This window comes from Paeniglutamicibacter psychrophenolicus (genome assembly GCF_017876575.1).
GTDB lineage: Bacteria > Actinomycetota > Actinomycetes > Actinomycetales > Micrococcaceae > Paeniglutamicibacter > Paeniglutamicibacter psychrophenolicus.
Genome location: NZ_JAGIOE010000001.1, coordinates 3,163,312 through 3,186,318 on the forward strand (window position 1 = coordinate 3,163,312; position 23,007 = coordinate 3,186,318).

19 protein-coding genes are annotated in these 23,007 nt (G+C 66.2%); 15 read left to right on the forward strand and 4 right to left on the reverse strand.

Annotated elements, in window-relative coordinates; all coding sequences use genetic code 11:
* Positions 1-67: 67 nt before the first annotated feature.
* Positions 68-568 (reverse strand): hypothetical protein, encoded by a 501-nt coding sequence (locus tag JOF46_RS14390; protein WP_209908157.1) that lies wholly within the window; start codon positions 566-568, stop codon positions 68-70.
* A 477-nt stretch (positions 569-1,045) separates the two neighbouring features.
* On the opposite strand from JOF46_RS14390, the gene JOF46_RS14395 reads away from it, so the two are divergent.
* From JOF46_RS14395 to JOF46_RS14405, 3 genes are all read left to right on the forward strand, one after another.
* Positions 1,046-1,675 (forward strand): hypothetical protein, encoded by a 630-nt coding sequence (locus JOF46_RS14395; RefSeq protein ID WP_209908160.1) that lies wholly within the window; start codon positions 1,046-1,048, stop codon positions 1,673-1,675.
* Positions 1,676-1,929: 254 nt separating this feature from the next.
* Positions 1,930-3,804 carry an APC family permease gene (locus JOF46_RS14400; RefSeq protein WP_209908162.1) on the forward strand — a complete coding sequence of 625 codons (1,875 nt, stop codon included), beginning with the start codon at positions 1,930-1,932 and terminating at the stop codon, positions 3,802-3,804.
* Positions 3,805-3,970: 166 nt separating this feature from the next.
* Positions 3,971-5,608: a S53 family peptidase gene (locus JOF46_RS14405; RefSeq protein WP_209908164.1), complete on the forward strand. Its 1,638-nt coding sequence runs from the start codon at positions 3,971-3,973 to the stop codon at positions 5,606-5,608.
* On the opposite strand, the gene JOF46_RS14410 is transcribed toward JOF46_RS14405, so the two are convergent.
* The gene (locus JOF46_RS14410) at positions 5,577-6,407 is read right to left on the reverse strand and encodes a thioesterase family protein (protein WP_209908166.1); all 831 of its coding nucleotides are present in this window, start codon (positions 6,405-6,407) and stop codon (positions 5,577-5,579) included. The two genes, JOF46_RS14405 and JOF46_RS14410, sit on opposite strands and share 32 nt — an antisense overlap.
* A gap of 193 nt (positions 6,408-6,600) precedes the next feature.
* On the opposite strand from JOF46_RS14410, the gene poxB reads away from it, so the two are divergent.
* Positions 6,601-8,325 carry a ubiquinone-dependent pyruvate dehydrogenase gene (gene poxB / locus JOF46_RS14415; RefSeq protein WP_209908168.1) on the forward strand — a complete coding sequence of 575 codons (1,725 nt, stop codon included), beginning with the start codon at positions 6,601-6,603 and terminating at the stop codon, positions 8,323-8,325.
* Between the two features lie 114 nt (positions 8,326-8,439).
* Here poxB and JOF46_RS14420 read toward each other — a convergent pair whose 3' ends face one another.
* On the reverse strand, positions 8,440-9,075 hold the full coding sequence (locus JOF46_RS14420; protein WP_209908170.1) for a dihydrofolate reductase family protein: 636 nt from the start codon (positions 9,073-9,075) through the stop codon (positions 8,440-8,442).
* Positions 9,076-9,418: 343 nt separating this feature from the next.
* Here JOF46_RS14420 and JOF46_RS14425 point away from each other — a divergent pair, with 343 nt between their 5' ends.
* The 11 genes from JOF46_RS14425 to JOF46_RS14475 all read left to right on the forward strand — a co-directional run bounded on the left by JOF46_RS14425 (position 9,419) and on the right by JOF46_RS14475 (position 21,857).
* Positions 9,419-10,957: a hypothetical protein gene (locus JOF46_RS14425; protein WP_209908172.1), complete on the forward strand. Its 1,539-nt coding sequence runs from the start codon at positions 9,419-9,421 to the stop codon at positions 10,955-10,957.
* A gap of 142 nt (positions 10,958-11,099) precedes the next feature.
* Positions 11,100-11,756 (forward strand): PhzF family phenazine biosynthesis protein, encoded by a 657-nt coding sequence (locus JOF46_RS14430; protein WP_209908174.1) that lies wholly within the window; start codon positions 11,100-11,102, stop codon positions 11,754-11,756.
* A 528-nt stretch (positions 11,757-12,284) separates the two neighbouring features.
* Entirely contained in the window at positions 12,285-13,163 is an 879-nt protein-coding gene (locus JOF46_RS14435) for a TetR family transcriptional regulator (RefSeq protein WP_209908176.1), read from the forward strand.
* Entirely contained in the window at positions 13,160-14,047 is an 888-nt protein-coding gene (locus tag JOF46_RS14440) for a beta-keto acid cleavage family enzyme (protein ID WP_209908178.1), read from the forward strand. The genes JOF46_RS14435 and JOF46_RS14440 overlap by 4 nt, the downstream gene beginning before the upstream one ends.
* Before the next feature lie 2 nt (positions 14,048-14,049).
* Complete coding sequence (locus tag JOF46_RS22760; protein ID WP_209908180.1) at positions 14,050-15,024, forward strand: 3-hydroxyacyl-CoA dehydrogenase NAD-binding domain-containing protein; 975 nt, start codon at positions 14,050-14,052, stop codon at positions 15,022-15,024.
* Complete coding sequence (locus tag JOF46_RS14450) at positions 15,021-15,461, forward strand: thioesterase family protein (RefSeq protein WP_209908182.1); 441 nt, start codon at positions 15,021-15,023, stop codon at positions 15,459-15,461. Before JOF46_RS22760 ends, JOF46_RS14450 begins: the two co-directional genes overlap by 4 nt.
* Positions 15,462-15,495: 34 nt before the next feature.
* Positions 15,496-17,097, forward strand: a complete 1,602-nt coding sequence (locus JOF46_RS14455) for an ABC transporter substrate-binding protein (RefSeq protein ID WP_245348139.1) — start codon at positions 15,496-15,498, stop codon at positions 17,095-17,097.
* An 8-nt stretch (positions 17,098-17,105) separates the two neighbouring features.
* Positions 17,106-18,053: an ABC transporter permease gene (locus JOF46_RS14460; protein ID WP_245348140.1), complete on the forward strand. Its 948-nt coding sequence runs from the start codon at positions 17,106-17,108 to the stop codon at positions 18,051-18,053.
* Positions 18,050-18,931: an ABC transporter permease gene (locus tag JOF46_RS14465; protein ID WP_209908184.1), complete on the forward strand. Its 882-nt coding sequence runs from the start codon at positions 18,050-18,052 to the stop codon at positions 18,929-18,931. The genes JOF46_RS14460 and JOF46_RS14465 overlap by 4 nt, the downstream gene beginning before the upstream one ends.
* Before the next feature lie 2 nt (positions 18,932-18,933).
* Entirely contained in the window at positions 18,934-20,670 is a 1,737-nt protein-coding gene (locus tag JOF46_RS14470) for a dipeptide ABC transporter ATP-binding protein (protein ID WP_209908185.1), read from the forward strand.
* Positions 20,671-20,678: 8 nt separating this feature from the next.
* On the forward strand, positions 20,679-21,857 hold the full coding sequence (locus JOF46_RS14475) for a serine hydrolase domain-containing protein (RefSeq protein ID WP_209908187.1): 1,179 nt from the start codon (positions 20,679-20,681) through the stop codon (positions 21,855-21,857).
* 98 nt (positions 21,858-21,955) lie between these two features.
* On the opposite strand, the gene JOF46_RS14480 is transcribed toward JOF46_RS14475, so the two are convergent.
* Positions 21,956-22,918, reverse strand: a complete 963-nt coding sequence (locus JOF46_RS14480) for an NAD(P)/FAD-dependent oxidoreductase (protein ID WP_209908189.1) — start codon at positions 22,916-22,918, stop codon at positions 21,956-21,958.
* Positions 22,919-23,007: the final 89 nt, after the last annotated feature.

A 23,007-nucleotide genomic window follows, 5' to 3' on the forward strand; every position in this document is an offset into this window, starting at 1 on the left:
CGGGTCCACGGGAGCATGGCCGAAATGGCAACAGCGCGGGCAGAGCTCGAATCCATGACTTAGACCCCTAGGCGCGGGCCTGAACAAGATTGGCGAACGGCAAGCTTCCGTAGGATTGCTGGAACTGCGCATGGTAGTTCGCCTGGGCCTCGTTGAGCGCATCCGCAGGCAATTCCTTCCATGCCACAAGCAAGGACCCCGCATCGGCCAGCTGCCAGATCAGTCGGCCGTCCCAGTGCCCTGGCGGCCTTCCCCTCCCGAAGTCCACAAATTCCTGGATCTGGCGTCGAAGCCCGCGGTTGCCCTTGCTTCCGGGGCCGGCCTTGCCGATGAACAGCACATCCGCATCCGCCACCCATTCGGCGGATAGCTCGGCGTTGGCCAGTGAAGGGTTCTTCTTCTTGAAAACCCCTGCGGTGCTCTTGGCGAGGAACCGCGGCTCAAACCCCGCAGGACGCAACACGGCGAATATGCCCTGGTGTTGCGGAATCCGGTTGATCTCAAGGGCCTCGATGGGCCGGAATCCAGCGAATCCATCGTCTTTGAGTGCTTTTTTGTCTAACTTCATCGGAATCCTTGGATCTGGGCGGCGGGATTGTTGTTGGGCTTTTTCCCGCGGGTGCGGTGAATCGCACCTCCGATGCTACCCGGCCGGCGTGGCGCAGCATTTCCCGATCCCCCGGGGAGTCCGAACCCCGAACCCGGCCAAGCCCTGCGTCCACTGGCCGCTGCTGTCCGGCTGCGGACACGTAGCCCCCCGCGGTCCCGTGCCCTTGCCCCATCGTGGCGGTCCCAGGCCAAAGGCGTTCGCAAGCCGGAAGCCGACGGTTGATTCAGCGGCTGCGACGGGTTCCGGCACGGTCGAGTCGCTTCGGCCAAGGCAGCAGTATTACCTGGCTCTCTCGGATGAAATGGTCTGGTGGCTCGCCCCCTGTCCGAGGGCTATACAGCTCCCCGCCCTTGACCAATGCCGCGGGCCGGGTTGCAATGGAAGCAGGAGGCCCGGCATCCCAAGAATCCGGACCCTGGACCTGGAGGTGGCGTGGTGCTCGCCCCAACCCTTGGAGCGCTGGCCATGCTCGCTGGCGTCCTGACGACATGGGTCGTCAACACCCGACCCGCTTCCGAGCAGGACCCTGACGCCCGTTTCTGGTATGTCTTCACCGGCGCATGGGTGGTGGCACCGCTGGTCCTCGGTGCAAGCGTGATCGACCGAGGGATCGGCGTCGCGACAGTGGCCGCGGTGGCAGGTACCGTCCTGGCCGCCAACAAGTATTCCTCCCGCGTCTTCCGACGCCGGGTGGACGCCGAACACCAATCGATTCTGGCGGCCGAGCACTCGGCCCTTGCCGCACGCCACGAATCGGTGCTCCGGGCTTGGAGCCGCTACGAACTGGATCCCGAAGCGGCCATCAACCATCCGTCAATGAACGACGTCGGCAGCCCGCCGACCGCGGCCCTCGTCCGGGCCCTGGCTGCAGCCGAGGACCTTCGCCTCCAGCATCCGGAGCAGGAGTCGGGCGGGGTCGATGCCGGCTACCGACAAGCAGTCATCGAACTGGAAACAGCCTTTCGGCAGGCCGAACTGGCCGAAACACGGGTCCCGGCCATCGTGGAAGCGCCGTCGTTGCGGACGTCGCGAACTTCGCCCCAACCGCAGGCGGGCGCCTGTTGAGCCACAGCCTGCCTCGCGGCACGGTGACGCCCCTGTATCGGGTCGGACCCACCGGTTAAGACCTGTTTTGGGGCCTCCTTCATCGCGTGGTGGCCCGTTGAGGTGCCGCCGTCGGCTTCGACAGGGAGCACCCGGGTGATGGCGGTAGGCTTAAAATGTGACCAATTCCGTGCACCGCATGCCTTCCATGGGTTTTTTGGCGGCGTTACCCTGAGGCCATAAGGATTCACGTCAAACACAAGGAAGTGTTGGCCATGGGCCTCGCACACGAAGTGGAGCGCGGAACATTCGAATCGGCGGACAAGGGCCTCAAGCGAAGTTTGTCCCTGACCCAGTTGCTTCTGTTGGGTGTCAGTGCACAGATCGGATCGGGCTGGCTCTTCGGGGTCCTGGCGGCCGCAGGCGTTGCGGGCCCCGCCGCCATCCTCTCCTGGATCATCGCCTCCGTCCTGGTTTTCCTGATCGCCCTGACCTACCTGGAACTCGGGGCGATGCTGCCCCGCTCCGGGGCAATTGTCAGGTACACCTTCCTGAGCCATGGCGCATTTTCGGGGTGGATCATTGGCTGGGCCTACTGGCTCTCCGTCGTTTCCATTCCTCCCATCGAGGCCGAGGCAACCTTGACCTACCTCGGCGGCCGATTCCCCGAAACCCACTTCTTGACCACCGTTGACGGGGTGCAGCTGCTGAGTTGGCCAACAGGAATCCTCAGCGGTTTCGTTTTGATGTTCGTCTTCTTCGCCCTGAATTTTTTCGGCGCACGATTCCTGGCGGAGTCCAACCGCTGGGTGACCTTGTGGAAGATCGCCCTGCCGACCGTGACGTTCATCTTCCTGTTCTTCATCCTCAACGGCAGCAATTTCACTTCGTACGGTGGGTTCGCCCCGATGGGCGTGCCCCCGATCTTCCATGCCATCGCCACAACAGGGATCATCTTCTCCTTGTTGGGGTTCCGGCAGGCGCTGGACTACGGAGGGGAATCACGAAACCCGCAACGGGACGTCCCCTTGGCAACCATCGGCTCCATTGCCATTCCCGCAGTCATCTACACCTTGCTGCAGGTGGCCTTCATCGGTGCCATCAACTGGCAGGACATGGGCCTGGAAGGTGGCCAATGGGACAAGCTGGTCTCGGGCGGTTGGGCCGATGGCCCCTTGTTCCACGCCCTGGACTCGGCGAACATGGCCGCCCTGGCCGCCCTTGGCACCTTCCTGCTGATTGATGCCGCGATTTCGCCGCTAGCCACCGGTTGGGTGTATCTGGGCACCGGCTCGCGCACGGGCTACGGGTTGGGCGTGAACCGAAACATTCCACAAAAGTTCACCGCGAGCAACCGCTTCGGAATCCCCTGGCTGGCCCTGGCCGTCTCGGCGGTCGTCGGCTGCGTGTTCTTCGTCCCCGCACCGAGCTGGTACCAACTGGTCGGGTTCATCAGCTCCGCTGCAGTGCTGACCTACATCATGGGCGGGGTCGGGCTTCCGGTCCTGCGCAAGACGGCCGGCGCCCTGAAACGGCCGTTCAAGCTACGGGCATACCGCTTCTGGTCCCCGGTCTCCTTCCTGGCTGCGGTGTTGATCCTTTATTGGAGCGGTTTCTCCACCCTGGCCAATGTCTTCACGGCCACATTCATTGGGCTGCCGTTCTTCACCGCGTACTACGCCTGGAAGAGCGGATGGATAGCCGCCGTCCCCAGCGCGGTGATCAGTATCGTGTTCTTCATCCTGTGGATCTGGACAGCCACCGCGGGCGGCTGGGTCCTGAGCGGTGCGCAAGTCCAGCGTCCCGGCGGATGGCCATTCCCGGTCTACTACGCGGTCTTCTGCATACTGGTCATCGCATTCTGCGCCGCCTTGTGGTTGTTCAGCAACAAGACCGGCCGCAAGCATGTCAACGCCACCTGGTGGTTGGTATGGCTGCTGCTGGCGTCGCTGCTGGTGGGCTACCTTGGCGTTTACGGACCGCTGGACTCCCCGGTGTTCCGCTTCCCCTGGGGAATGGGAGTCGAACTGCTGGTCGGCATCGTGACCTACATATGGGCGATCCGGTCCGGCTTTGACACCGACGAGATCCGGGAGATCGTGGCCAGCGAAACGGAAAGCGGCGGCGAGGTTGCTGCCACGGCAAATTGACCCCCTTCCCGAACTTCGTGCACGGAGAAGCACTGGCACGCTCGAACCACCGGCTTCGACCTTGGTGAAAGCCCTGCCTCGGTCGTAGCATCAAGACAGGAGCGGCGATGGAAACTTTGAGCTTGGCAACCACATCAATTCCCTGCAGCCCGAAACGGCCAACACCATGAACATCGATGCCAACCACTCCCGCCATTCCAATGATTCCCCGGCCTTCGTTCCGCTGCCTGGCAGCGAACGCGGCCCCGAGCCCGGACCTGCTGCCATGCCGGGCCTGCGCGCCCCGGCTCCCGAAGACCAGGAAATCGAGATCAGCGTCTACCTGCGCCGCGGAAAGCCGGTTCCCGAACAACTGCTTCCCGGCGGCCCGCCGGACGTCGGCCCCGGAACCGGCCATGGCGCGGATCCTTCGGACATCGAGTTGGCAACCCGGACCCTGACTTCCTTGGGCGCCCGGATCATCCACGCCGATCCCCAAACACGCTGTCTTCGTGTCGGAGGATCCACCGGGACCCTGGCGGCGATCTTCGGCACCCGGCTGGAAATCCTCCACGGCAACGCCACCGCTCCACGGCGCCACCGCAACGGCGGGCTGTCCGTCCCGGCGGAGCTGGACGGGATCATCACCGCGGTGCTCGGACTCGATGACAGGCCAGCGGCCCGGCCCCGGTTTCATTTCGCCCCGGCAGCAACGCAGAACGCCAGCTACACGCCGCTCGACCTGGCCCGCATCTACGATTTCCCCGCAGGAACCGACGGCAACGGATCGGTGATCGCCATCATCGAGCTTGGCGGTGGCTACGGGATGGCCGACCTGCAGGCCTACTTCTCCTCCCTGGAAATTCCCGTTCCGAAGGTCACCGCCATCGCTGTCAACGGCGCCAGGAACGTGCCCGGAGCCGACCCGCAGGGCGCCGACGGAGAGGTGCTGCTGGACATCGAGGTCGCCGGGGCCCTTGCACCGAAGGCGGAGATCAAGGTCTACTTTGCGCCCAACACCGATGCCGGGTTCATCGACGCAGTGTCCCGGGCTGCCCACGATTCCCCCACCCCGGCGGCGATCAGCATCAGCTGGGGGCAGGCCGAGGACCAATGGACGGAGCAGGCCCGCACCCAAATGGACGAGGCCTTCATCGACGCCACGCTGCTGGGAGCCACTGTCACCGCGGCTGCGGGCGACAACGGCAGCGCCGACAATGTCCCCGACGGGAGGAACCATGCCGACTTCCCCGCCTCCAGCCCGCACGCCCTGGCGTGCGGGGGCACCAGCCTGCTGGCGGATCCGCGCACCGGGAAGGTGGCCTCGGAAACCGTGTGGAACGACTCGACGCATTCGGCAACCGGCGGCGGGGTTTCGGACGCCTTCGACGTCCCGGCGTGGCAGGGCCACCTGAGCGTGGCCACCGGCACCGCACCCGCCACTGCCCTGGCCGGGCGGGGCGTGCCCGACGTGGCGGCGGTGGCAGACCCGCGGACCGGGTACAAGGTGCGCGTCGACGGCAGCGACGTGGTCATTGGCGGCACCAGCGCCGTCGCCCCGCTCTGGGCGGCACTGCTGGCCCGTCTGTCCGGGGCCTCCGGGCACGGCGGCGGACTGCTGCAGCCGGCCCTCTACGCAGGCGCTCCCGCAGGCACCACTGGTGCCGCGTTCCGCGACATCATTGCCGGGAACAATGGAACATACCTGGCCACGACGGGCTGGGATGCCTGCACGGGCCTCGGCGTGCCGATCGGCACGGCCCTGGCAGGCCGCATCCGGGGTCCCGCACCCGCTATTTCTGCCCCGGGGCCGGACGCACCGTAAGGATCTGTTCACTGCGCCCGAAGGGCCCGTGCACATCGTGCAGCACCGCGCTGGTCAGCCCGATGCCATCGGTGCCGTAGGTCTGCTGGGCCTGGATCCCGAGCCACTGGCCCACCGGTCCGCGGTGCATGTGGATCTGCAAATCAACGTTCGGGAACATCCAGGAATCGGGTCCCGGCTCCACGCGCGGCGCCACGCCATTGGCGGTGTCGACCATGCCCAGCAACCGCACCAGGTCCGAGGTGTGCGTTCCGGCGACCATTTCGAAGTTGTTGCGCATCCACACGATGCCCTTGCCCGGACGGTGGCCGTCGGCGCCACGGAATTCCAGGCCCTCGATGTACCCGCCGGGCCACGGCGACATGCCGGCGAAGGTCTCAAGCTCCTCGGGGTGCACCACCGGGGCATCCTCGCTTGCTGCCACCGCGGAGCTGTCCAGCGTCGTGAGCCTCCAGCCGCGGGCGACGATGCAGGTGCGGCCGTGCGAAAGCATTTCCGCCTCGATCAGCTCGATGGTCCGGCCCGGGCGGACCATGCGGGTCTTGACCTCGAATTCCCCGCCGTGGATGACCCCGTAGATGTCCAGGGACACCCGCGCCATGCGCATGTCGCTGCGCGGGGCGAATAGTTCCAGCTCGTGCACCAGCACCCCGGTGGCCGGGGCCATGTGCTGCTCGTGCGGATTCCAGGCGCCCTGGGCGTGCACCGTGGACCGGTAGGTGCCCTGCCCGGTTGGCTCGTAATAGAAGTCTCCCACCGCGAGTTCCGGAAGGTTCTGCTCGGCAGCCGTATGCGTCATGGTCCCTGTTCCCTTTGTTCCCGTGGCGACATCGCCACCATGTTTCCGGGATTCAGCTTAGCCAGCAATGCGATCCGGACCACAATCCAAACCGGGCCAGGAGTCCGGGTCTCCGGCACCGAATCCTTGGCGAGCCCCGCGCCGCCCGCATAGTGTGGGGAACAATCGTCCCGACCAGCAGGAAGAGATACCGATGGGCACTGTCGCCGAAACCATGATCGCAACCCTCAGGGCCAACGGGGTCAAACGGATCTACGGGGTGGCCGGGGACTCGCTCAACGGCCTAACCGATGCCATGCGCAAGGACGGTTCCATCTCCTGGCTCGGTGTGCGGCACGAGGAGAGCGCCGCGTTCGCCGCCGGGGCCGAGGCGGAAATGACCGGGAACCTGGCCGTGTGCGCCGGAAGCTGCGGACCTGGAAACCTGCATCTGGTCAACGGCCTCTACGACGCGAACCGCAACCGGGTCCCGGTGCTGGCCATCGCCGCCCACATCCCCAGTTCCGAGATCGGCAGCAACTACTTCCAGGAAACCCACCCGGCCGAGCTCTTCCGCGAGGCCAGCGTGTTCTGCGAGGTCGTCTCCACACCGGAGCAGATGCCGCGCCTGCTGGAAATCGCCATGCGCACCGCGATCGAGCGCCGCGGCGTGGCGGTGCTGGTGATGCCCGGCGACGTCGCACTGGCCCAGGCCGCCGGCACCCGGACCTCCGTGATCACCGCCAGCCGCTCCGCGGTGCTCCCCCACCCCGAAGACCTTGCCCGGGCTGCCGGCTTGCTCAATGCGGGCCGGCGGGTCACCATCCTTGCCGGCGCCGGCGTTGCAGGGGCCCACTCCCAGGTCATGGACATTGCCGGGCTGCTCGGCGCCCCGATCGTGCACGCGCTGCGCGGGAAGGAGCACATCGAGTTCGACAATCCCTACGACGTCGGGATGACCGGGCTGCTGGGGTTCGCCTCCGGGTACCGTGCCATGGACGCGGCGGACACCATCCTGCTGCTGGGCACCGACTTCCCCTACCAGCAGTTCTACCCGCAGGACGCGACGATCATCCAGGTCGACGTGCGCGGGGAACAGCTGGGCCGGCGCACCAAGATCGACGCGGGCCTTGTCGGCACCGTGGCCGACACCCTGGAGGTCCTGGCGCCGCTGCTTGAGCGCAAGGCCGACACCACGCACCTGCAGGACGCGCAGAAGCACTACCGCAAGACCCGCGAAAAGCTCGACGACCTGGCCACCCCGACGCGCAAGGGCGCCAAGATCCACCCGCAATACCTGGCCCGCACCCTCGACGAGCTGGCCGACGAAGACACCGTGTTCCTGGCCGATGTCGGCTCGCCTGTCGTCTGGGCAGCCCGGTACCTCACCATGAACGGAAAACGCCGGCTGCTCGGATCCTTCAGCCACGGCTCCATGGCCAACTCGATCCCGCAGGCCATCGGGGTCCAGGCCACCCACCCCGAGAGGCAGGTCGTGACGCTCTCGGGCGACGGCGGGCTCGCCATGCTCATGGGAGACCTGCTCACCCTGGTCCAGTCGAAGCTGCCGGTGAAGATCGTGGTGTTCAACAACTCGTCGCTGAACTTCGTGGAGCTGGAGATGAAGGCGGCCGGGTTCGTCACCTTCGCCACCGACCTCGAAAACCCGAACTTCGCCGACGTCGCCACGGCACTGGGCATCCGCGGCTTCCGGGTGGAGCATTCCAAGGACCTGCCCGGGGCGCTGCGCGAGGCGCTGGCGCATGAGGGTCCGGCCCTCATCGACGTGGTGACAGACCGGCAGGAACTGTCGATGCCGCCGGCCATCACCGCCGAGCAGGCCAAGGGTTTCGCGCTCTATGCGATCCGCACCGTGATGTCCGGCAAGGGCGACGAGCTGCTGGATCTGGCGTCCACCAACTGGCGCCAGCTCTTCTAGCGCGCGGGGGCGCCGGAGCGCAGTGCCGCAACCGCGTCCTCCGGCTCCTGCCGGAGGAGGTCGGCGCTGGCCACAAGGAGAGTCCGTCCATGAAGGCCCCGCCCGCGGATGGGCTCACTTCGGTGCGGTGCCCGGCGGACAGCTGAGCACGGTGGGGACATATTCGAGCAGCTGAAGCCGTCCGTCGAAGGTCCTGCTGCCAACCATCTCAAGTGCCACGTCCGGATACCCGTCATAGATGCGTTCCATGCCGGTCCGGCCCGTGATCACCGGGAAGATGACCAGCCGGAACCGGTCCACGAGGCCCGCTGCCAGTAGCGACCGGCTCAGGCTGAGGCTCCCGAGGGTGCTCATCGGCCCGTTGCCGCTCCGCTTCATCTCCGCCACGGCCTCGACCGCGTCCCCGCCCACCAGTCTCGAATTCGGCCAGTTCAGGGGCTCCCGCAGGGACGAGGAGAAGACGACTTTGGGAACCGCGTCAAGGCCCGTCAGGCTGGCGGCCTCGGTCTTGGAGAATCCGGAATCCGCGGTCGCCGCCTGCGCCGACATGGCGGACATCAACCGGTAGGTGTTCGCGCCCAGAAGGTAGGTGTACTGCTTCTGCCCTTCCCGCTCGAGCCAGGCGAGGTATTCCGGTGCCTCCAGGCCCCACCAACCGGGCCAGCCCTCGGCCGAGGCATACCCGTCCAGGGAAATAATCAAGTCCATCATCAGCTCCGCCGACGACGTCCCTGCCGCAGTCCCGCCCATGACGCTCTCACCGCACCGATCGATGTAGCCCTCTACCGGCACCTCTGCCGAGGACGGCCGGTTCGGTTCCGGGCTTCAGCGGCACCGCGCCCATCGGGTGCACCATCGGTGCCCGTGGCAGCAATGCTAGGCCCGGTCCCCATCGAAGTTCAAGGGGGGCCGCACTGGCCATTTCCACCGAAACCGACCACGTCGTGCAGGCCAGGCGCCCGCACGTGTGCCGCCAACATTCAAGGCCAACGCACTGGGAAAATCCCGCCTTGCCCGGCCAAGGCAGTGCTTCTCCCCCGAAGAAATGGTTCCCCACTAGGATGTTCTAAACATCAACCGCAAGTGGGGGACCATGAAAATCGCCTTTGCAGTGGATCTCGAGCACGATCCCGACTTCGGTCACCCCGCGGTCGGGACACCTGCCATTCCGATTCCCTTCTCCTTGTTCCTGGGCAGCAGCCCATCCGTGCTGCCGAGCGCCCAACGATCTTTCCCGGCCGCGGGAACAACGGCCGCGCTGGGCGTTGAACTCTGGTGGATCCAGGGGTGCTGCCCGGTCGTCACGATCGACTCAACCGGAACCATGGCCCCGCAGCCCCCAGAGAAAATCACGCGTGCGGAACTCGCCGAAACCATCGAATCCCTGCTCCAGGGGTTCGGAGCCGGAGGGATGAGGCTTCCTGCTATCTTCCCCCTGCTGCCGCTCGCTGCACCGCATCCGGACGGAGCGCCGCCAGCCGGCCGCGATGGTTCGCTGGACTGGTCCGACATTTTCGTGGATTCCCCCGCGCCGGGCGAGCCCGCCGTTTCCTTCAGCCGCATCGATGCCGCGAGCCCTCCGCACCCCGAAATCCTTCGGCTCGGGCTGGAGGCAAACGTTAATCGGCTGGCCCGGGGGCTGCGCAGCTGGGCCGAGGGTCCCGCCGGTGGCGACGAAGCCGAATTCACCTACTGGCAGGTGTCTGGAACCGCGCTTCTCCACCGGATCACCGGCAGTTACGTCGCAGTCGGCACGCAGGTACCGGCTCCCGGGACGGCTTTGGACGTGATCGGACCGCTTGTCGTGCAATTGCGCCGGCTCCATGCCGATGCCACAACAGTCATTCCCGTGCTTCAACAGGCGCTGGCGCAACAGCGGGAAGGATCGCTCGAAGAGGAACGTGAGGCGACCCAGCGGCAGCGGCGCGCCGAAGCCGAGGTGCGCAGGGCCCAGGATGCGGCGCTGGCCCAGAAGGAAGAGCGGATCCACAAGCTCCGCGACCGCTTCGACCGGCAGAAGTCATACGCCTACGGTGCGGTCGGGCTGGTCATCTCCATCATTGCCCTGGTCCCCACGATTGGGGCGCTGCACCCCGATTCCCTCGAAACGCCCTACGGTGGCCAGATTGCATGGATCGCCGCGTCGCTGCCCCTGTTGCTGACGTTCGCGATCAGTTTCATCATCCTGATGCGCTCACGCGGCAACCTGACCGCCGAACTTCTCAGGCTCACCGCCGATCACCTCGAGACAAAACAGCTCGCGTCCGGAGCCGCTCCACAGCAGCCCATCCCCGGACCGCGAACGGCCACCCACGAGCTCGACTCCGCCGGCGGCCTTCATGCGGAGGCGCTCGTCCTACCCGACGGCACCGCCCTGGTGCTCAAGGGCTCATTGGCCCAGGCAAGGTCCCATTCGAGCGTTTCCGTGCGAACCAACGAGCTTCGCAAGGAACTGCTCTCCTCGGGGGTCCTCGTGGCCCAGCCAGGCAGCGGCTACCTGGCCTTCGCCGAGGACCACGCCTTCGTGTCGCTCGCCGCCGCCACGCGGGCCATCCGCGCCAAGGCCGTCAGCGGCCCGGCGTGGGTGCGCGTTGGCCACCACGGTCGTCCGCCGGAAGGCCAAACGTCCTGACGGTGATTCCGTACATCCCCCTGGACCGCGGGCTCGTCGTCGCTTCCGAGGTGAACATCGTGCACCTCGTGGGCACTGCGCGCGATCAGCCGAAGCTGGGCATCACTCCTTCGGCACCAGCGGAATACCGGACGCGGCCGCCATGAATACATGGCGACCACTGGGATTCCTGCTAAGTTTGCGGAATGGAATCGCGCCGCTGGGTTCGGCCAAGGCCTGGCTCGATGCCTGCGGCATTGTGCCCGCGAACGGGTTGGTTGTTCAGGAGTGCCCCGCAGGCCTGGTGCGGGTGCGCGTTGCCGATGGGCGCATGGCATTCGAGGCACCGCCATTGACACGATACGAGGCAGTCGCGGAAAAAGACCTCGACCGGGCAGCCAAGGCCTTGGACATTTCACGCGCAGACATCCTCGATTCTTCGTGGCTTGTCAACGGCCCCAGATGGCTGGGCGTGCGCCTTGCATCGGCGGAGGCCGTGCTGGGGTTGCGTCCCGATCCCGGAAAATTGAACGACCTCGAAATCGACGTGATTGGTCCACATGCCGCCGGGTCCGAGACACAATTCGAGGTGCGCGCCTTCTTTGGAGGCGAAGCCGTGTGGGAGGAGCCCGTGACCGGCAGCCTGAACGCAGGCTTTGCGCAATGGCTGACCGATACGGGTATCGCTCCCCCGAATTATGTGGCCTCCCAGGGCCAGGTATTGGGCCGCCGAGGTTCGATCCACGTCAACGTCGAAGACGGTGCCATCTGGGTTGGCGGCAACGTCCGGAGCTGCATCGCTGGCACGATCGAGATCTAGCGGCCAGCAGACGATTACCTGGCGCAAACGCGGCCTGCCCGCATCGAAATGAATCCGGCATCCTGTGCTTCCGGATGCTGCCAGGAAGGACCATGAAACACCCCTGGGCTACTCCCGGCCGGCCTTCTGAACGCCACGCCCCGAAGGCAACAGGCGATCAGGGGCACGGTGCGGCCGCTGGCCAACGACGGCCGCTTCCTCGTCGACGTGATGACCGAACGGCAGGAATTCTCCACGCCGCCTGGCATCACCTCCGGGCAGGCCAGGGGCTCCGCCATGATGCGATCCGCACCGCCTTTGGCGCAAAAAGGCAACGTGCCGCATGCCCCTGCCCGCCTCCAACCGGCACCGGGTCTTCGACCATGTAGCGTCACCCGGCGACGTCTCATAACGATTGGCCCGGTGTTTCATGCCCGCGCCCCACAAGCAACAACCTTGAGCAACAATCCGACAACAAAATCGCAACTTTGAACTGACTTGCAGTCAGGACTATTGCGGAAAGCGCAAACTGTGGCCTAGTGTGGCAGGATGCACGAACCCGTCAAGAGCCCATCCGCAATTGCCGATCGCACCCGTGAGGCCATCCGCAACACCGGCCTGCCCCAGCGCGAAATATCGAAGCTGACCGGCTTCGAGGAATCCAAGCTCTCCAAGTCCCTGCGCGGGACACGAAAATTCACCAGCGAGGAAATCGTGGCGCTGGCCACCGTCACCGGTGTCACGGCCAACTGGCTGATCACCGGTTCCGACTCGGCGCCGGCACCCTCAGCGGCCCCCTCGCCCGGCATACTTCCGACCCGGCACCGGGAGGACGAAAAGCATGCCCAGCGCCGGCGCAGCATCATCAAGCGCGCCTGGTGGCTGTTCGCCCAGCAGGGCTTTGCCGCTGTTCGCATGGCCGACATCGCCAAGGATGTTGGGATCAGCACGCCGACCGTGCACTACTACTTCCCGACCAAGCAGGCCCTCTTCGCCGAAACACTGCATTATTCGGTGAAGCTCGCCTACGACCGCCAGGTCGCCGAACTTCAACCCATCTCCGATCCGGTGAGCCAGCTCAAGCGGCTGATCGAACTGCAACTGCCGCTGGGCCTGGAGGGCCGCGCCGAATGGTCGATCTGGATGCAGACCTGGACCAAGCTGGCGGTCAACGAGGAGGGTCTGGACACCCACTCCGGCGGCTACCGGCGGTGGGTGACGACGGTGCGGGAGATCATCTCCGGCGGCCAGACAACCGGGCACTTCGTGGATCACGATCCGTCCATTCTCACCGCCGAGCTGACCGCCATGTTTGACGGCATGGGCATCCAGGTGCTGACCGGCCAACTGACTTCGAGTCAGATGTTCGCAAACATATGTGGGTACATCGACAGAAACATCATCAAGAAGCAAGGAGCCACACCATGAGCCGCAAGATCATCGTCACCTGCGCCCTCACCGGGGCCGGGGACACCACCTCGCGCAGCGAGCACGTACCGGTCACCCCGGACCAGATCGCCGCCGACGCCATCGCCGCCGCGCGTGCAGGGGCCTCCGTGGTACACATCCACGTCAGGGACATCGCCACCGGGCAGGGCTCGCGCGACGTGGCCCTGTACCGCGAGGTGGTCCGCCAGGTGGCGGCCTCAGACGTGGACCCGGTCATCAACCTGACCGCTGGCATGGGCGGGGACCTGTTCATCGACCCGTCGAACCCCACCGTGCACCTGCCCGGAACCGACCTGGTCTCCGGACTCGAACGCTTGGCGCACGTGGAGGAACTTCGCCCGGAAATCTGCACCATCGACTGCGGTTCGCTGAACTTCGGCGAAGGCTCCCAGCTCTACGTCAGCACCCCCGACATGCTGCGCGAGGGCGCGGCGCGGATCCGGGAACTGGGCGTGAAGCCGGAAATGGAAATCTTCGACACCGGCAACCTCTGGTTTGCCAACGTCATGGTCGAGGAGGGACTCATCGCTCCCCCTCCGCTGTACCAGCTGTGCATGGGAATCCCCTACGGGGCCCCCGTCGACTCCGGCCTGCTCCAGGCCATGGTGAACATGCTGCCCGCCGGCGCCGAGTTCACCTCGTTCGCCATCGGCCGCAACCAGCTGCCCTGGGTTGCCCAATCGGTGCTGCTCGGCGGCCACGTCCGCGTCGGCCTCGAGGACAACCTCTACCTCTCGCGCGGGGTGAAGGCCACCAACGCGCAGCTGACTGCGCGCGCCATCGACATCGTCGAGTCGATGGGCCACTCCGTGGCCACCCCCGACGAAGCCCGTGAAATCCTCAAGCTCGACAAGGCGGCCTAGGCGTGGAAAGCAACTACCCCGAATTCACCGACATCACCACCGTGGCCTGCGTCGGAGTGGGCACCATCGGCGGCGGCTGGGCCGCCTACTTCCTCTCCCGCGGGTTGGCCGTGCGCGCCTGGGACCCCTCGCCCGACGCGGAGGCGAAGCTGCGCCGGCTCATCGACGCCGCCTGGCCGGCGCTGAGCGCACTCGGCCTGGCCGAGAACGCGTCCAAGGACAACTTCACCGTCCACGCCGACCTGGCCGAGGCCCTGGCGGGCGTGGGGTTCATCCAGGAAAGCGCGCCCGAGGACCTTGCGCTGAAGCGGGACCTGCTGGCGCGGATCGCCGCGGCGGCCCCCGGGAACGTGGTCGTCGGCTCCTCCACCTCCGGCTACGGAATGACCGAGATGGCCGTCGACGCCGCCGACCCGTCCCGGCTGGTCGTTGGCCACCCGTTCAATCCTCCCTACCTGATCCCGCTCGTCGAGGTCGTTGGCGGCCGGGCCACCGATGCCAAGGCCACCGAGTGGGCCTCGGGCTGGTACGAGTTCATCGGCAAGTCCGTGATCACCATGGACCGCGAGGTTCCCGGATTCATTGCCAACCGGCTGCAGGAAGCCCTCTGGCGCGAGGCCCTGCACATGGTCGACAACGGCGAGGCAACCGTGGAACAGATCGACCTGGCCATCACCGACGGACCCGGGCTGCGCTGGCCGCTGCAGGGCCCCATGCTGACCTTCCACCTGGCCGGGGGCGAGGGCGGCATGGCCCACATGCTCGACCATTTCGGTCCCTCGCTGAAGTCCCCCTGGACCCGGCTCGAGGCCCCTGAACTGACGGACAAGCTCCGCAAGGACGTGATCGACGGCTGCGACGACGAGGCCGACGGACGCACCATCGCCGAGTTGGTCGCCGCCCGCGATGCGGCGATCATTGCCGTGCGCCAGGCGATCGAGGGCATCGGGCAGCCCGGCCGGGAGCGCAACAAGTGAGCCTGCCCCCATACCGCTGCTCCGTGAAGCCCGACTGGATCGACTACAACGGGCACATGTCCGAGGCCTACTACGTGCTGGCCTTCGGGGACGCGACCACCGCTGCCATGGACGCGCTGGGCATGGACGAGTCCTACCGCCGCTCCAGCGCCCGCTCCCTCTACACGGTCGAAGCGCATGTTCGCTACCTGCGGGAGGCTTCCCTCGCCGAGGAGCTCGAAATCACCACCGTCATCGTTGCCGCGGGACCAAAGAAGCTGCACCTGGCCCATGAAATGCGCCGAGGGGCCGAACTCATTGCCACGGAAGAAGTGCTGGGCCTGCACGTGGACCAGGCCACCGGTAGAACGGTTCCCTTCCCGACCGACATCCTGGGGCGCATCGCCGGACACCAGCACGGAACCCCGGATTGGAGCGGCCGGTCCATCACAGCCTGACCCCGTCGCGCCCTTCACGAGAATCGAGTACGCCTTGAATTCCGCTACATCACCATTTGAACGAACGCCGGGCACCGGGCCCGCACCAAGCCGCCGAGCGCTGCTGGGCGGTGGAGTGGCCCTGGGACTGGGCTTGCTCCTCACCGCGTGCGGTTCGTCCGAGGCCTCGGTGCTGGAAGCCCCCGCCGGGGAACCGCTGAGGGGAGGATCGCTGCGGGTGGGCCTGGCAGGCGGCGGTGCCGCTGACTCGCTTGATCCCCACTCCCCCGTCAGCACCACCGACATCGCCCGCGTGGTGAACTTGTACGAATCGCTGCTGTACCGGGACGAGGATTTCGCGCTCAAGCCCCTGCTGGCCCTCAGCGCCGTCCCGGATGCCACGGCCAGGGTGTGGACCGTGAAGTTGCGGCCCGGGGTGAAGTTCCACGACGGCCGGCCCGTCACCGCCACCGACGTGGCCGCCACCTTTGCCCGGGTCACCAATCCGGACGATCCCAAGAGCGGGGCCGCTGCCCTCTCGATCCTCGACAAGGTCAAGGTCATCGACGACCTGACCGTCGAGTTCAGGCTCAACACGCCCAGCGCCACGTTCGATGATTCGCTGGGGCAGTACGCGCTGGGCATCGTCCCGGCGGATTTCGATGTGGCCCACCCCGTCGGCACCGGCCCGTTCAAGGCCTCCAGCTTCGACCCCGGGCTCCGCTCGGTGTTCGTGCGCAACGACGGCTACTGGCGCGATCAGCAACCGTACCTGGATGAACTGGTCATCCTGAATTTCTCGGACGACGACGCCATGCTCAATGCCCTGCTGTCCAGCCAGGTCGATGCGATCGGCCAGATCCCGCTGGCCCTGCTGGAAGTCATCGCCGCCGACCCCAGAATCAGCATCCTGAATTCCGAGACCGGGGCCTGGCTTCCGTTCACGATGCGCATCGACAAGGCGCCCTTCGACGACGTCCGGGTGCGCCAGGCTTTCCGCTTGGTGGTGGACCGGCAACAAATGATCGAACAGGTGTTGAGCGGCAACGGAGCCTTGGGCAACGACCTCTACGCACCATTCGATCCGGGCTATGCCGGCAGCCTGCCCCAACGCACCCAGGACATCGGCAGGGCCAAGGAACTGCTTGCCGAGGCCGGCTACCCCGACGGACTGGACATCGAATTGGTGACGGCACCCATCCAGGCCGGTGCCGTGGAAGCGGCCCAGGTGTTCGCCCAGCAAGCCAAGGCGGCAGGGATCCGGGTCAAGATCCGCAGGGTGGACACCACCACCTTCTTCGGCGACGACTACCTCTCATGGACCTTCGCCCAGGACTTCTGGTACACCCGCAACTTCCTGCCCCAGGTCAACAACAGTTCGCTGCCCACCAGTCCGTTCAACGAAACGCATTGGGACGACCCGGAATTCCTGAAGCTTGTCGAGGCCGCCGCCACCGAGGTCGATGAAACCAAGCGCAACGCACTGATCACCAAGGCACAGGAGATCGAATACGAGCGCGGCGGATACATCATCTGGGGCCACCCCAACCAGGCGGACGCCTACCAAAAGTACGTGGCTGGGTTGATTCCGAACAAGACCGGCCTGGCACTGTCCGGATTCGAATTCCGCCGCGCATGGATCGGAGTTACCAAGTGATCACCCGAATGATAGCCAAACGGCTGCTGGTCAGCCTGATCATCCTCTTCATCGTTTCAGTGCTGGTGTTTGTGGCAACGCTGCTGCTGCCCGGCGACCCGGCCCAGGCCATCCTGGGCCAGCAGGCCACCCCCGAACGGCTGGCCGCACTGCGCGAGCAGATGAACCTCAACGACCCGGTCTTCGTCAGGTACTTCACCTGGCTCGGCGGCCTGTTCACCGGAAACCTCGGATATTCGGCAGCCACCGGCGGTCCCGTCACCGCACTGCTGGCCGACCGCATCCAATCCTCGCTGGTGCTGATGGGCCTGGCCGCACTAATTTCCATTCCGGTCGGCATCATCGTTGGCACCTTCTCCGCCCTGAAGCGTGGGCGCGCCTTTGACAACGCCACCACCGGCGTTTCACTGGTGCTGGCTTCACTGCCCGAATTCGTGATCGGCATCGGGCTGGTTGCGTTGTTCTCGACCTCCGTGTTCAAGATCCTTCCCTCGGTGACCATGGCACCGCCCGGCGAGGCGGTGTGGAACTATCCGGTGCAGCTGGTGCTGCCCACCATCACCCTCGCCCTGGTGGTGACCCCGTACATTGTCCGGATGATGCGCGCCACCATGCTTGAGGTCCTCGATTCCGGGTTCGTGGAGATGGCACGCCTCAAGGGTGTGCCCGAGCGCCAGGTGGTGCTGCGGCACGCGGTGCCGCACGCATTGGCCCCGGTCGCGCAGGTCATCGCGATCCAGCTGGCCTGGATGGCCGGCGGCGTGGTCGTGATCGAATTCCTCTTCAGGTACCCCGGCATCGGCCAGGCCCTGGTGGATGCGGTCGCCAACCGCGACGTGCAGGTGGTGCAGGCGCTGTCCATCCTGATTGCCGCGGCCTACATCGTGGTCAACCTGCTGGCCGATTTGGTGGGAATCTTCACGAATCCGAAACTACGCACGGAGAAAGCCGCATGAGCACCGTCGATAATGCAGTTGAACAGGGCGTTGCCGTCTCCCGCCCGCCGCGGCTCCTGGCGCGGATGATGCGCCAGCGGCAAGCCAAGGTCGGCATGGTCCTGACCCTGGCCGTGCTGCTGGTCGCCCTGGCCGGGCCGCTGCTGCTGCCCTGGCTGACCGGGCACACCAGCACCGAGTTCACGGGGCGCCCGTTCACGGACACGGGAATGTTCGGAACCGACAACCTGGGGCGGGATGTGCTCTCGCGCTTCCTGGACGGCGGGTTGCGACTGATCATCTATGCGGCGCTTGCCACCGCGCTGGGCATGGTCGTCGGGGTTGCCGTGGGCATGACCGCTGCCTATTCCCGCGGCCGGGTCGATGCACTGATCATGCGCGGCAACGACGTGCTGCTGGCCCTGCCGCAGCTGGTCTTCGCACTGCTGGCCATCACCGTCCTCGGCCCGCAGGGCTGGGTGCTCGTGGTGGTCATCGGGATCACCCACGCCCCGCGCATTGCCCGGGTCACCCGTTCGGCCACCGCGTCGGTGATCACCGAGGACTACATCCGTGCCAGTGAAATGTACGCGGCTCCGAAGTGGAAGATCCTGCTCACCGAGGTCCTGCCCAATATCACCGGTCCGCTGATGGTCGAACTCGGGTTGCGCATGACCTACTCGATCGGCTTTGTGGCTGCGCTGTCCTTCCTTGGACTGGGCATGCAACCGCCCACCGCGGACTGGGGGCTGATGATCAACGAAAGCCGGATCGCGCTTGTGGTCCAGCCCTGGGGCGTGCTCCTGCCCGTTGCGGCCATCGCCGTGCTGACCGTGGGAACCAACCTCCTGACCGACTCGCTCGCGCGGGCCTCGGCCAACATGAATGCGGGGAACTGAGCATGAGCACCAACACCATTGAAGCCGAGGTCACCACCAGTGCACTGTGCGCCACCGACCTGCGGGTGGAAACCGAAGCCGGGGTGGAAATCCTGCACGGGATCAGCTTCACCCTGCAGCCCGGGCGCATCCTGGCCCTGGTCGGCGAATCCGGCTCGGGCAAGACCACCGCGGGACTCGCCTGCATGGGGCATTTCCGGCAGGGGCTGGCCAAGGGCACCGGGACGGTGTCCCTGGGGGACGGGGAAACGGGAAACATCCTGGATTTGCCGGATCACCAATTGCGGCGCTTGCGCGGCAAAACCATCTCCTACGTGCCCCAGGACCCGGCGCTGTCGCTGAACCCGTCCATGCGCATCGGCGAGCAGATTGCCGAGACCCTGCGCGTGCACCAAATCGGTGCCACCGATTCCGAACGCCGGCTGCGGGTTGCCGAGGTCCTGGCCGAGGTTGGACTGTCCAACGACCGCGCCTACCAGCGTCGCTATCCCCACCAGCTTTCGGGCGGTCAGCAGCAGCGCGTGGGCATTGCCATGGCCTTCGCCTGCCGCCCGTCGGTGATTGTGCTCGACGAGCCGACCACCGGCCTGGACGTCACCACCCAGGCCGTGGTGCTGCAAACAATCGACGAATTGGCCGAACGGCACCAGGTTGCGGGGCTCTACATCACCCACGATTTGGCCGTGGTGGCGCAGATCGCCGACGAGGTCGCCGTCATGCTCGAGGGCGACATCGTGGAGCACGGGGACACCGACCAGGTGCTCTATTCTCCGCGGCACCGTTACACCCGCAGGCTTCTTGCCGCGGTTCCCGACCTGGCCGGCAAACGCCGGGTGGGCCAGGTGGAGGCAATCACCGGCGAACAGCCGCTGGTCGTCCCCGGCCCGCACGGTGTCCCGGACACCACCGGCGCCATATCCCAGGTTGATGACGCCAAGCTGTTGACCGGCACCGGGCCCCGGGAAACCCCTGCTGCGGCTGATCCGCAGCCACTGATGCGCGTGCGCGACCTGTCCCTCTCATACGGGGAACACAAGGTCCTGGACGGGATCGGCTTCCAGCTGCTCGAAGGCGAGTCAATGATGCTGCTGGGCGAGTCGGGGTCGGGCAAGACCACGCTCTCTCGCTGCGTGGCGGGACTCAATGACGAATACACCGGCTCGATCGAGCTGTTCGGCGAGGAACTGGCCACCGGCACGAGGGCACGTTCCCCCGAGGACCGCCGCCGGATCCAGTACGTTTTCCAGTCGCCGTTCTCCTCGTTGAACCCGCGCCGGACGATTGCCGAGTCAGTGGGCGTCCCGTTGCAGATGTCCGGAATCAGCGACAAGCGCAAGCGCCGCGCACTGGTGCTCGAAGCCCTGGACCAGGTCAAGCTCGGCGAACGCTTCATGGAGCGCCGCCCCGGGGACCTCAGCGGCGGTGAACGCCAGCGTGCGGCGATTGCCCGCGCCCTGGTCAACGCCCCCTCGCTGCTGGTCTGCGACGAGATCACCAGCGCCCTGGATGTCTCGGTGCAGGCCTCGATACTGGATCTGTTGCGCACGCTGCAGACGGACCACAACATGTCGATGCTCATTGTCACCCACAACATTGCCCTGGCCCGGCACATTTCCCAGCGTCTGGCGGTCCTGCAAAAGGGCAAGATCGTGGACATCGGAACCACCGACGATGTCCTGGACAACCCGCAGCACCGCTACACCCAGGAACTGCTGGCCAACGTCCCGACATTCAAGTGAGGAACACCATGAATGAACCACGTGAAAAGCCCTTTGCCGGCCACAACGACGGATTGCCCCAGGCCGGGTTCGAGATGCTGTCTGGGGTCTTCGAGCGGCATCTGGCGGCCGCGGAAGGCGGCATGGCACTGTGCGTGTACCGCGAGGGCCTGCCCCTGGCCCGCTTCTACGGAGGCACCACCGTCAGGGAAGGCGACTCCCCCGCCGCAGGCACCGGATTCTCGCGCCCTTGGACGGATTCAACGATGGCTGTCTTGTTTTCCGGGACCAAGGGCCTGATGGCCACCATCGCCGCGATATTGATTGACCGCCGGCTGCTGGACCCGGACGCCACCGTGGCCACCTACTGGCCTGAATTCGCCGCGGCCGGGAAGCAGGACGCCACCGTCGCCCACATCCTGGGCCACACCGTGGGACTGGTCTACGTCGATCCGGATCCAGGGCCCGGAACCCGCTACGAGAACCGGAAAATCGCAGGGGTCCTGGCCGACCAGGCTCCGCTGTGGGCACCCGGGACCAAGGTCGCCTACCACGCGCTGACCTACGGCTACCTGGTGGCGGAGCTGTTCTTCCGCATCACCGGCAAGGGGCCCGGGCAACTGGTGCGCGAACTGCTGGCCGAGCCTCTGGGACTCGACCTGCACTTGGGGCTCCCCGAGGAGCTTGACCCGAGGGTCGCCACCATATTCCGCGACGGGAACTACGCGATCTCGACATTCCTGCAGGACCCGGAACGCCGCAAGATCGTGGACCGGATGTACGCCGGCTCGTTGACCGGAGCCGATGACCCGTTCAACTCCGTGGCCATGCGGCGTGCCGAAATGGCCGCCGGCGGGGCCATCGCCACCGCCGACGCCATGGCCTCGCTGTATTCCCACTTGGCGGCACCGGAGTCCCCCCTGGTTTCTGCCCACGCGCTGGCCACCTCTATCGCGACCTGGTCCGAGGGCGTGGATGCGGTCAACGACCGCCCGCTGCGCTTCGGGCTTGGCTTCGAGCTGGCCGATCCGCTGGGGACCTACGGTCCGGTCACCCCGGCCTTCGGCCATTCCGGAGCCGGAGGCGGGTTGCACGGGGCATGGACCGAGAAGAACATTGGCTTTTCGTTTTTGACCAACGAAATGCTTGCAGAGGATCAGGACCGCCGGGCCAAGGACCTGCTGGGGGCCCTGGCCCGCACGGTGTAAGTCCATCCGCTGCGCCCCGGAGCTCCGGGAAGGTTCCCGGGGCGCGGCTTCATGCCCGACCGGTGCCGCGGAGCTTCCGTGGATGCGCTTCCCCATTCCTATGCGACGGGTGCACCGGCCCGCAGGGAAGCCACCGCTTCCTCCGTTTCCTCCTGGATGAGGTCGGCGTTGACCATGGCACCGACCCGCAGCCCGTCGGCTGCGGCCATCATCACCTGTGCCATCGGATCCCGCGTGTTGCCCGCCGCCCACAGGCCCGGAATTTCGGTCTTGCCCGTTTCATCGGCGACCACGTAGGTGCCGATCCCCGAGGGATGCGCCGCGGCCGCCAGGCCCACGCCCGCAAGGGCCGCGGTCCCGGCAGCGAAGTGCGGCATGACCACCAGCGCGTCGGCAGCGAGCTCGCCACCGTCCCGGAAGACCAGGTGCGTCAGGTGGGTGTCGTTGCCGCGCACGCCGGTGACTTCGCGTTGCACCACCGCTATGCCTCGCGCATCCAGCTTTTCCCGCTCCGCCGGCTCGATTTCCCGATCCGGCGTCGTGAATACGGTGACGCGGTCACTCAGCTGCCGGAACATCAGGGCCTGGTGGACGGCAAACTGGCTGTCGAGCACGGCTATGTCCCGGTCCCTGACCTCCCAGCCGTGGCAATAGGGGCAGTGCAGCGCGTTCTTGCCCCAATAGGCTTCCAGCCCCGCTACCTCGGGCAGCGTGTCGCTGACGCCGGTGGCGAGGATGATGCGGCGGGCCACAAGCGCCTCCCCGCCATCCAATTCGATGGTGAAGCCCTGCCCGTCACGGTGGGTTGCAGTAGCCAGGGCGTTGCGGAAGTCCACACCGTATGCCTCAGCTTCCGCCCGGCCGAGGTCCAGCAGCTCGCGCGGCGGTGTGCCATCGCGCGTGAGGAAGTTATGCACACCTTCTGCCGGGGCGTTGCGTGGTTCCCCGGCATCAATGACGACGACGCGCCTGCGTGAGCGTCCCAGTGCCTGAGCGGCGGCAAGTCCCGCCGCTCCCCCGCCAATGATTGCCACGTCGTATATCGGTTGCATCGTGTCCATGCTCCATGCTCCTTGGTCCTGCCGCACGGCTGGTTCCGTGCGCACAACCAACGATGTACCCACAACTCCCCCAACTGCAAAGTATTTTG

Bases quoted from the DNA above. Each gene is read 5' to 3' on its own strand.
- JOF46_RS14460 (WP_245348140.1), top strand. From the start codon at position 17,106: ATGATAGCCAAACGGCTGCTGGTCAGCCTGATCATCCTCTTCATCGTT.
- JOF46_RS14480 (WP_209908189.1), bottom strand. From the start codon at position 22,918: ATGGACACGATGCAACCGATATACGACGTGGCAATCATTGGCGGGGGA.
- JOF46_RS14405 (WP_209908164.1), top strand. From the start codon at position 3,971: ATGAACATCGATGCCAACCACTCCCGCCATTCCAATGATTCCCCGGCC.
- JOF46_RS14420 (WP_209908170.1), bottom strand. From the start codon at position 9,075: ATGGGCGGGACTGCGGCAGGGACGTCGTCGGCGGAGCTGATGATGGAC.
- poxB (WP_209908168.1), top strand. From the start codon at position 6,601: ATGGGCACTGTCGCCGAAACCATGATCGCAACCCTCAGGGCCAACGGG.
- JOF46_RS14410 (WP_209908166.1), bottom strand. From the start codon at position 6,407: ATGACGCATACGGCTGCCGAGCAGAACCTTCCGGAACTCGCGGTGGGA.
- JOF46_RS14390 (WP_209908157.1), bottom strand. From the start codon at position 568: ATGAAGTTAGACAAAAAAGCACTCAAAGACGATGGATTCGCTGGATTC.
- JOF46_RS14435 (WP_209908176.1), top strand. From the start codon at position 12,285: ATGCACGAACCCGTCAAGAGCCCATCCGCAATTGCCGATCGCACCCGT.
- JOF46_RS14425 (WP_209908172.1), top strand. From the start codon at position 9,419: ATGAAAATCGCCTTTGCAGTGGATCTCGAGCACGATCCCGACTTCGGT.
- JOF46_RS14400 (WP_209908162.1), top strand. From the start codon at position 1,930: ATGGGCCTCGCACACGAAGTGGAGCGCGGAACATTCGAATCGGCGGAC.
- JOF46_RS14465 (WP_209908184.1), top strand. From the start codon at position 18,050: ATGAGCACCGTCGATAATGCAGTTGAACAGGGCGTTGCCGTCTCCCGC.
- JOF46_RS14470 (WP_209908185.1), top strand. From the start codon at position 18,934: ATGAGCACCAACACCATTGAAGCCGAGGTCACCACCAGTGCACTGTGC.
- JOF46_RS14475 (WP_209908187.1), top strand. From the start codon at position 20,679: ATGAATGAACCACGTGAAAAGCCCTTTGCCGGCCACAACGACGGATTG.
- JOF46_RS14430 (WP_209908174.1), top strand. From the start codon at position 11,100: ATGAATACATGGCGACCACTGGGATTCCTGCTAAGTTTGCGGAATGGA.
- JOF46_RS14440 (WP_209908178.1), top strand. From the start codon at position 13,160: ATGAGCCGCAAGATCATCGTCACCTGCGCCCTCACCGGGGCCGGGGAC.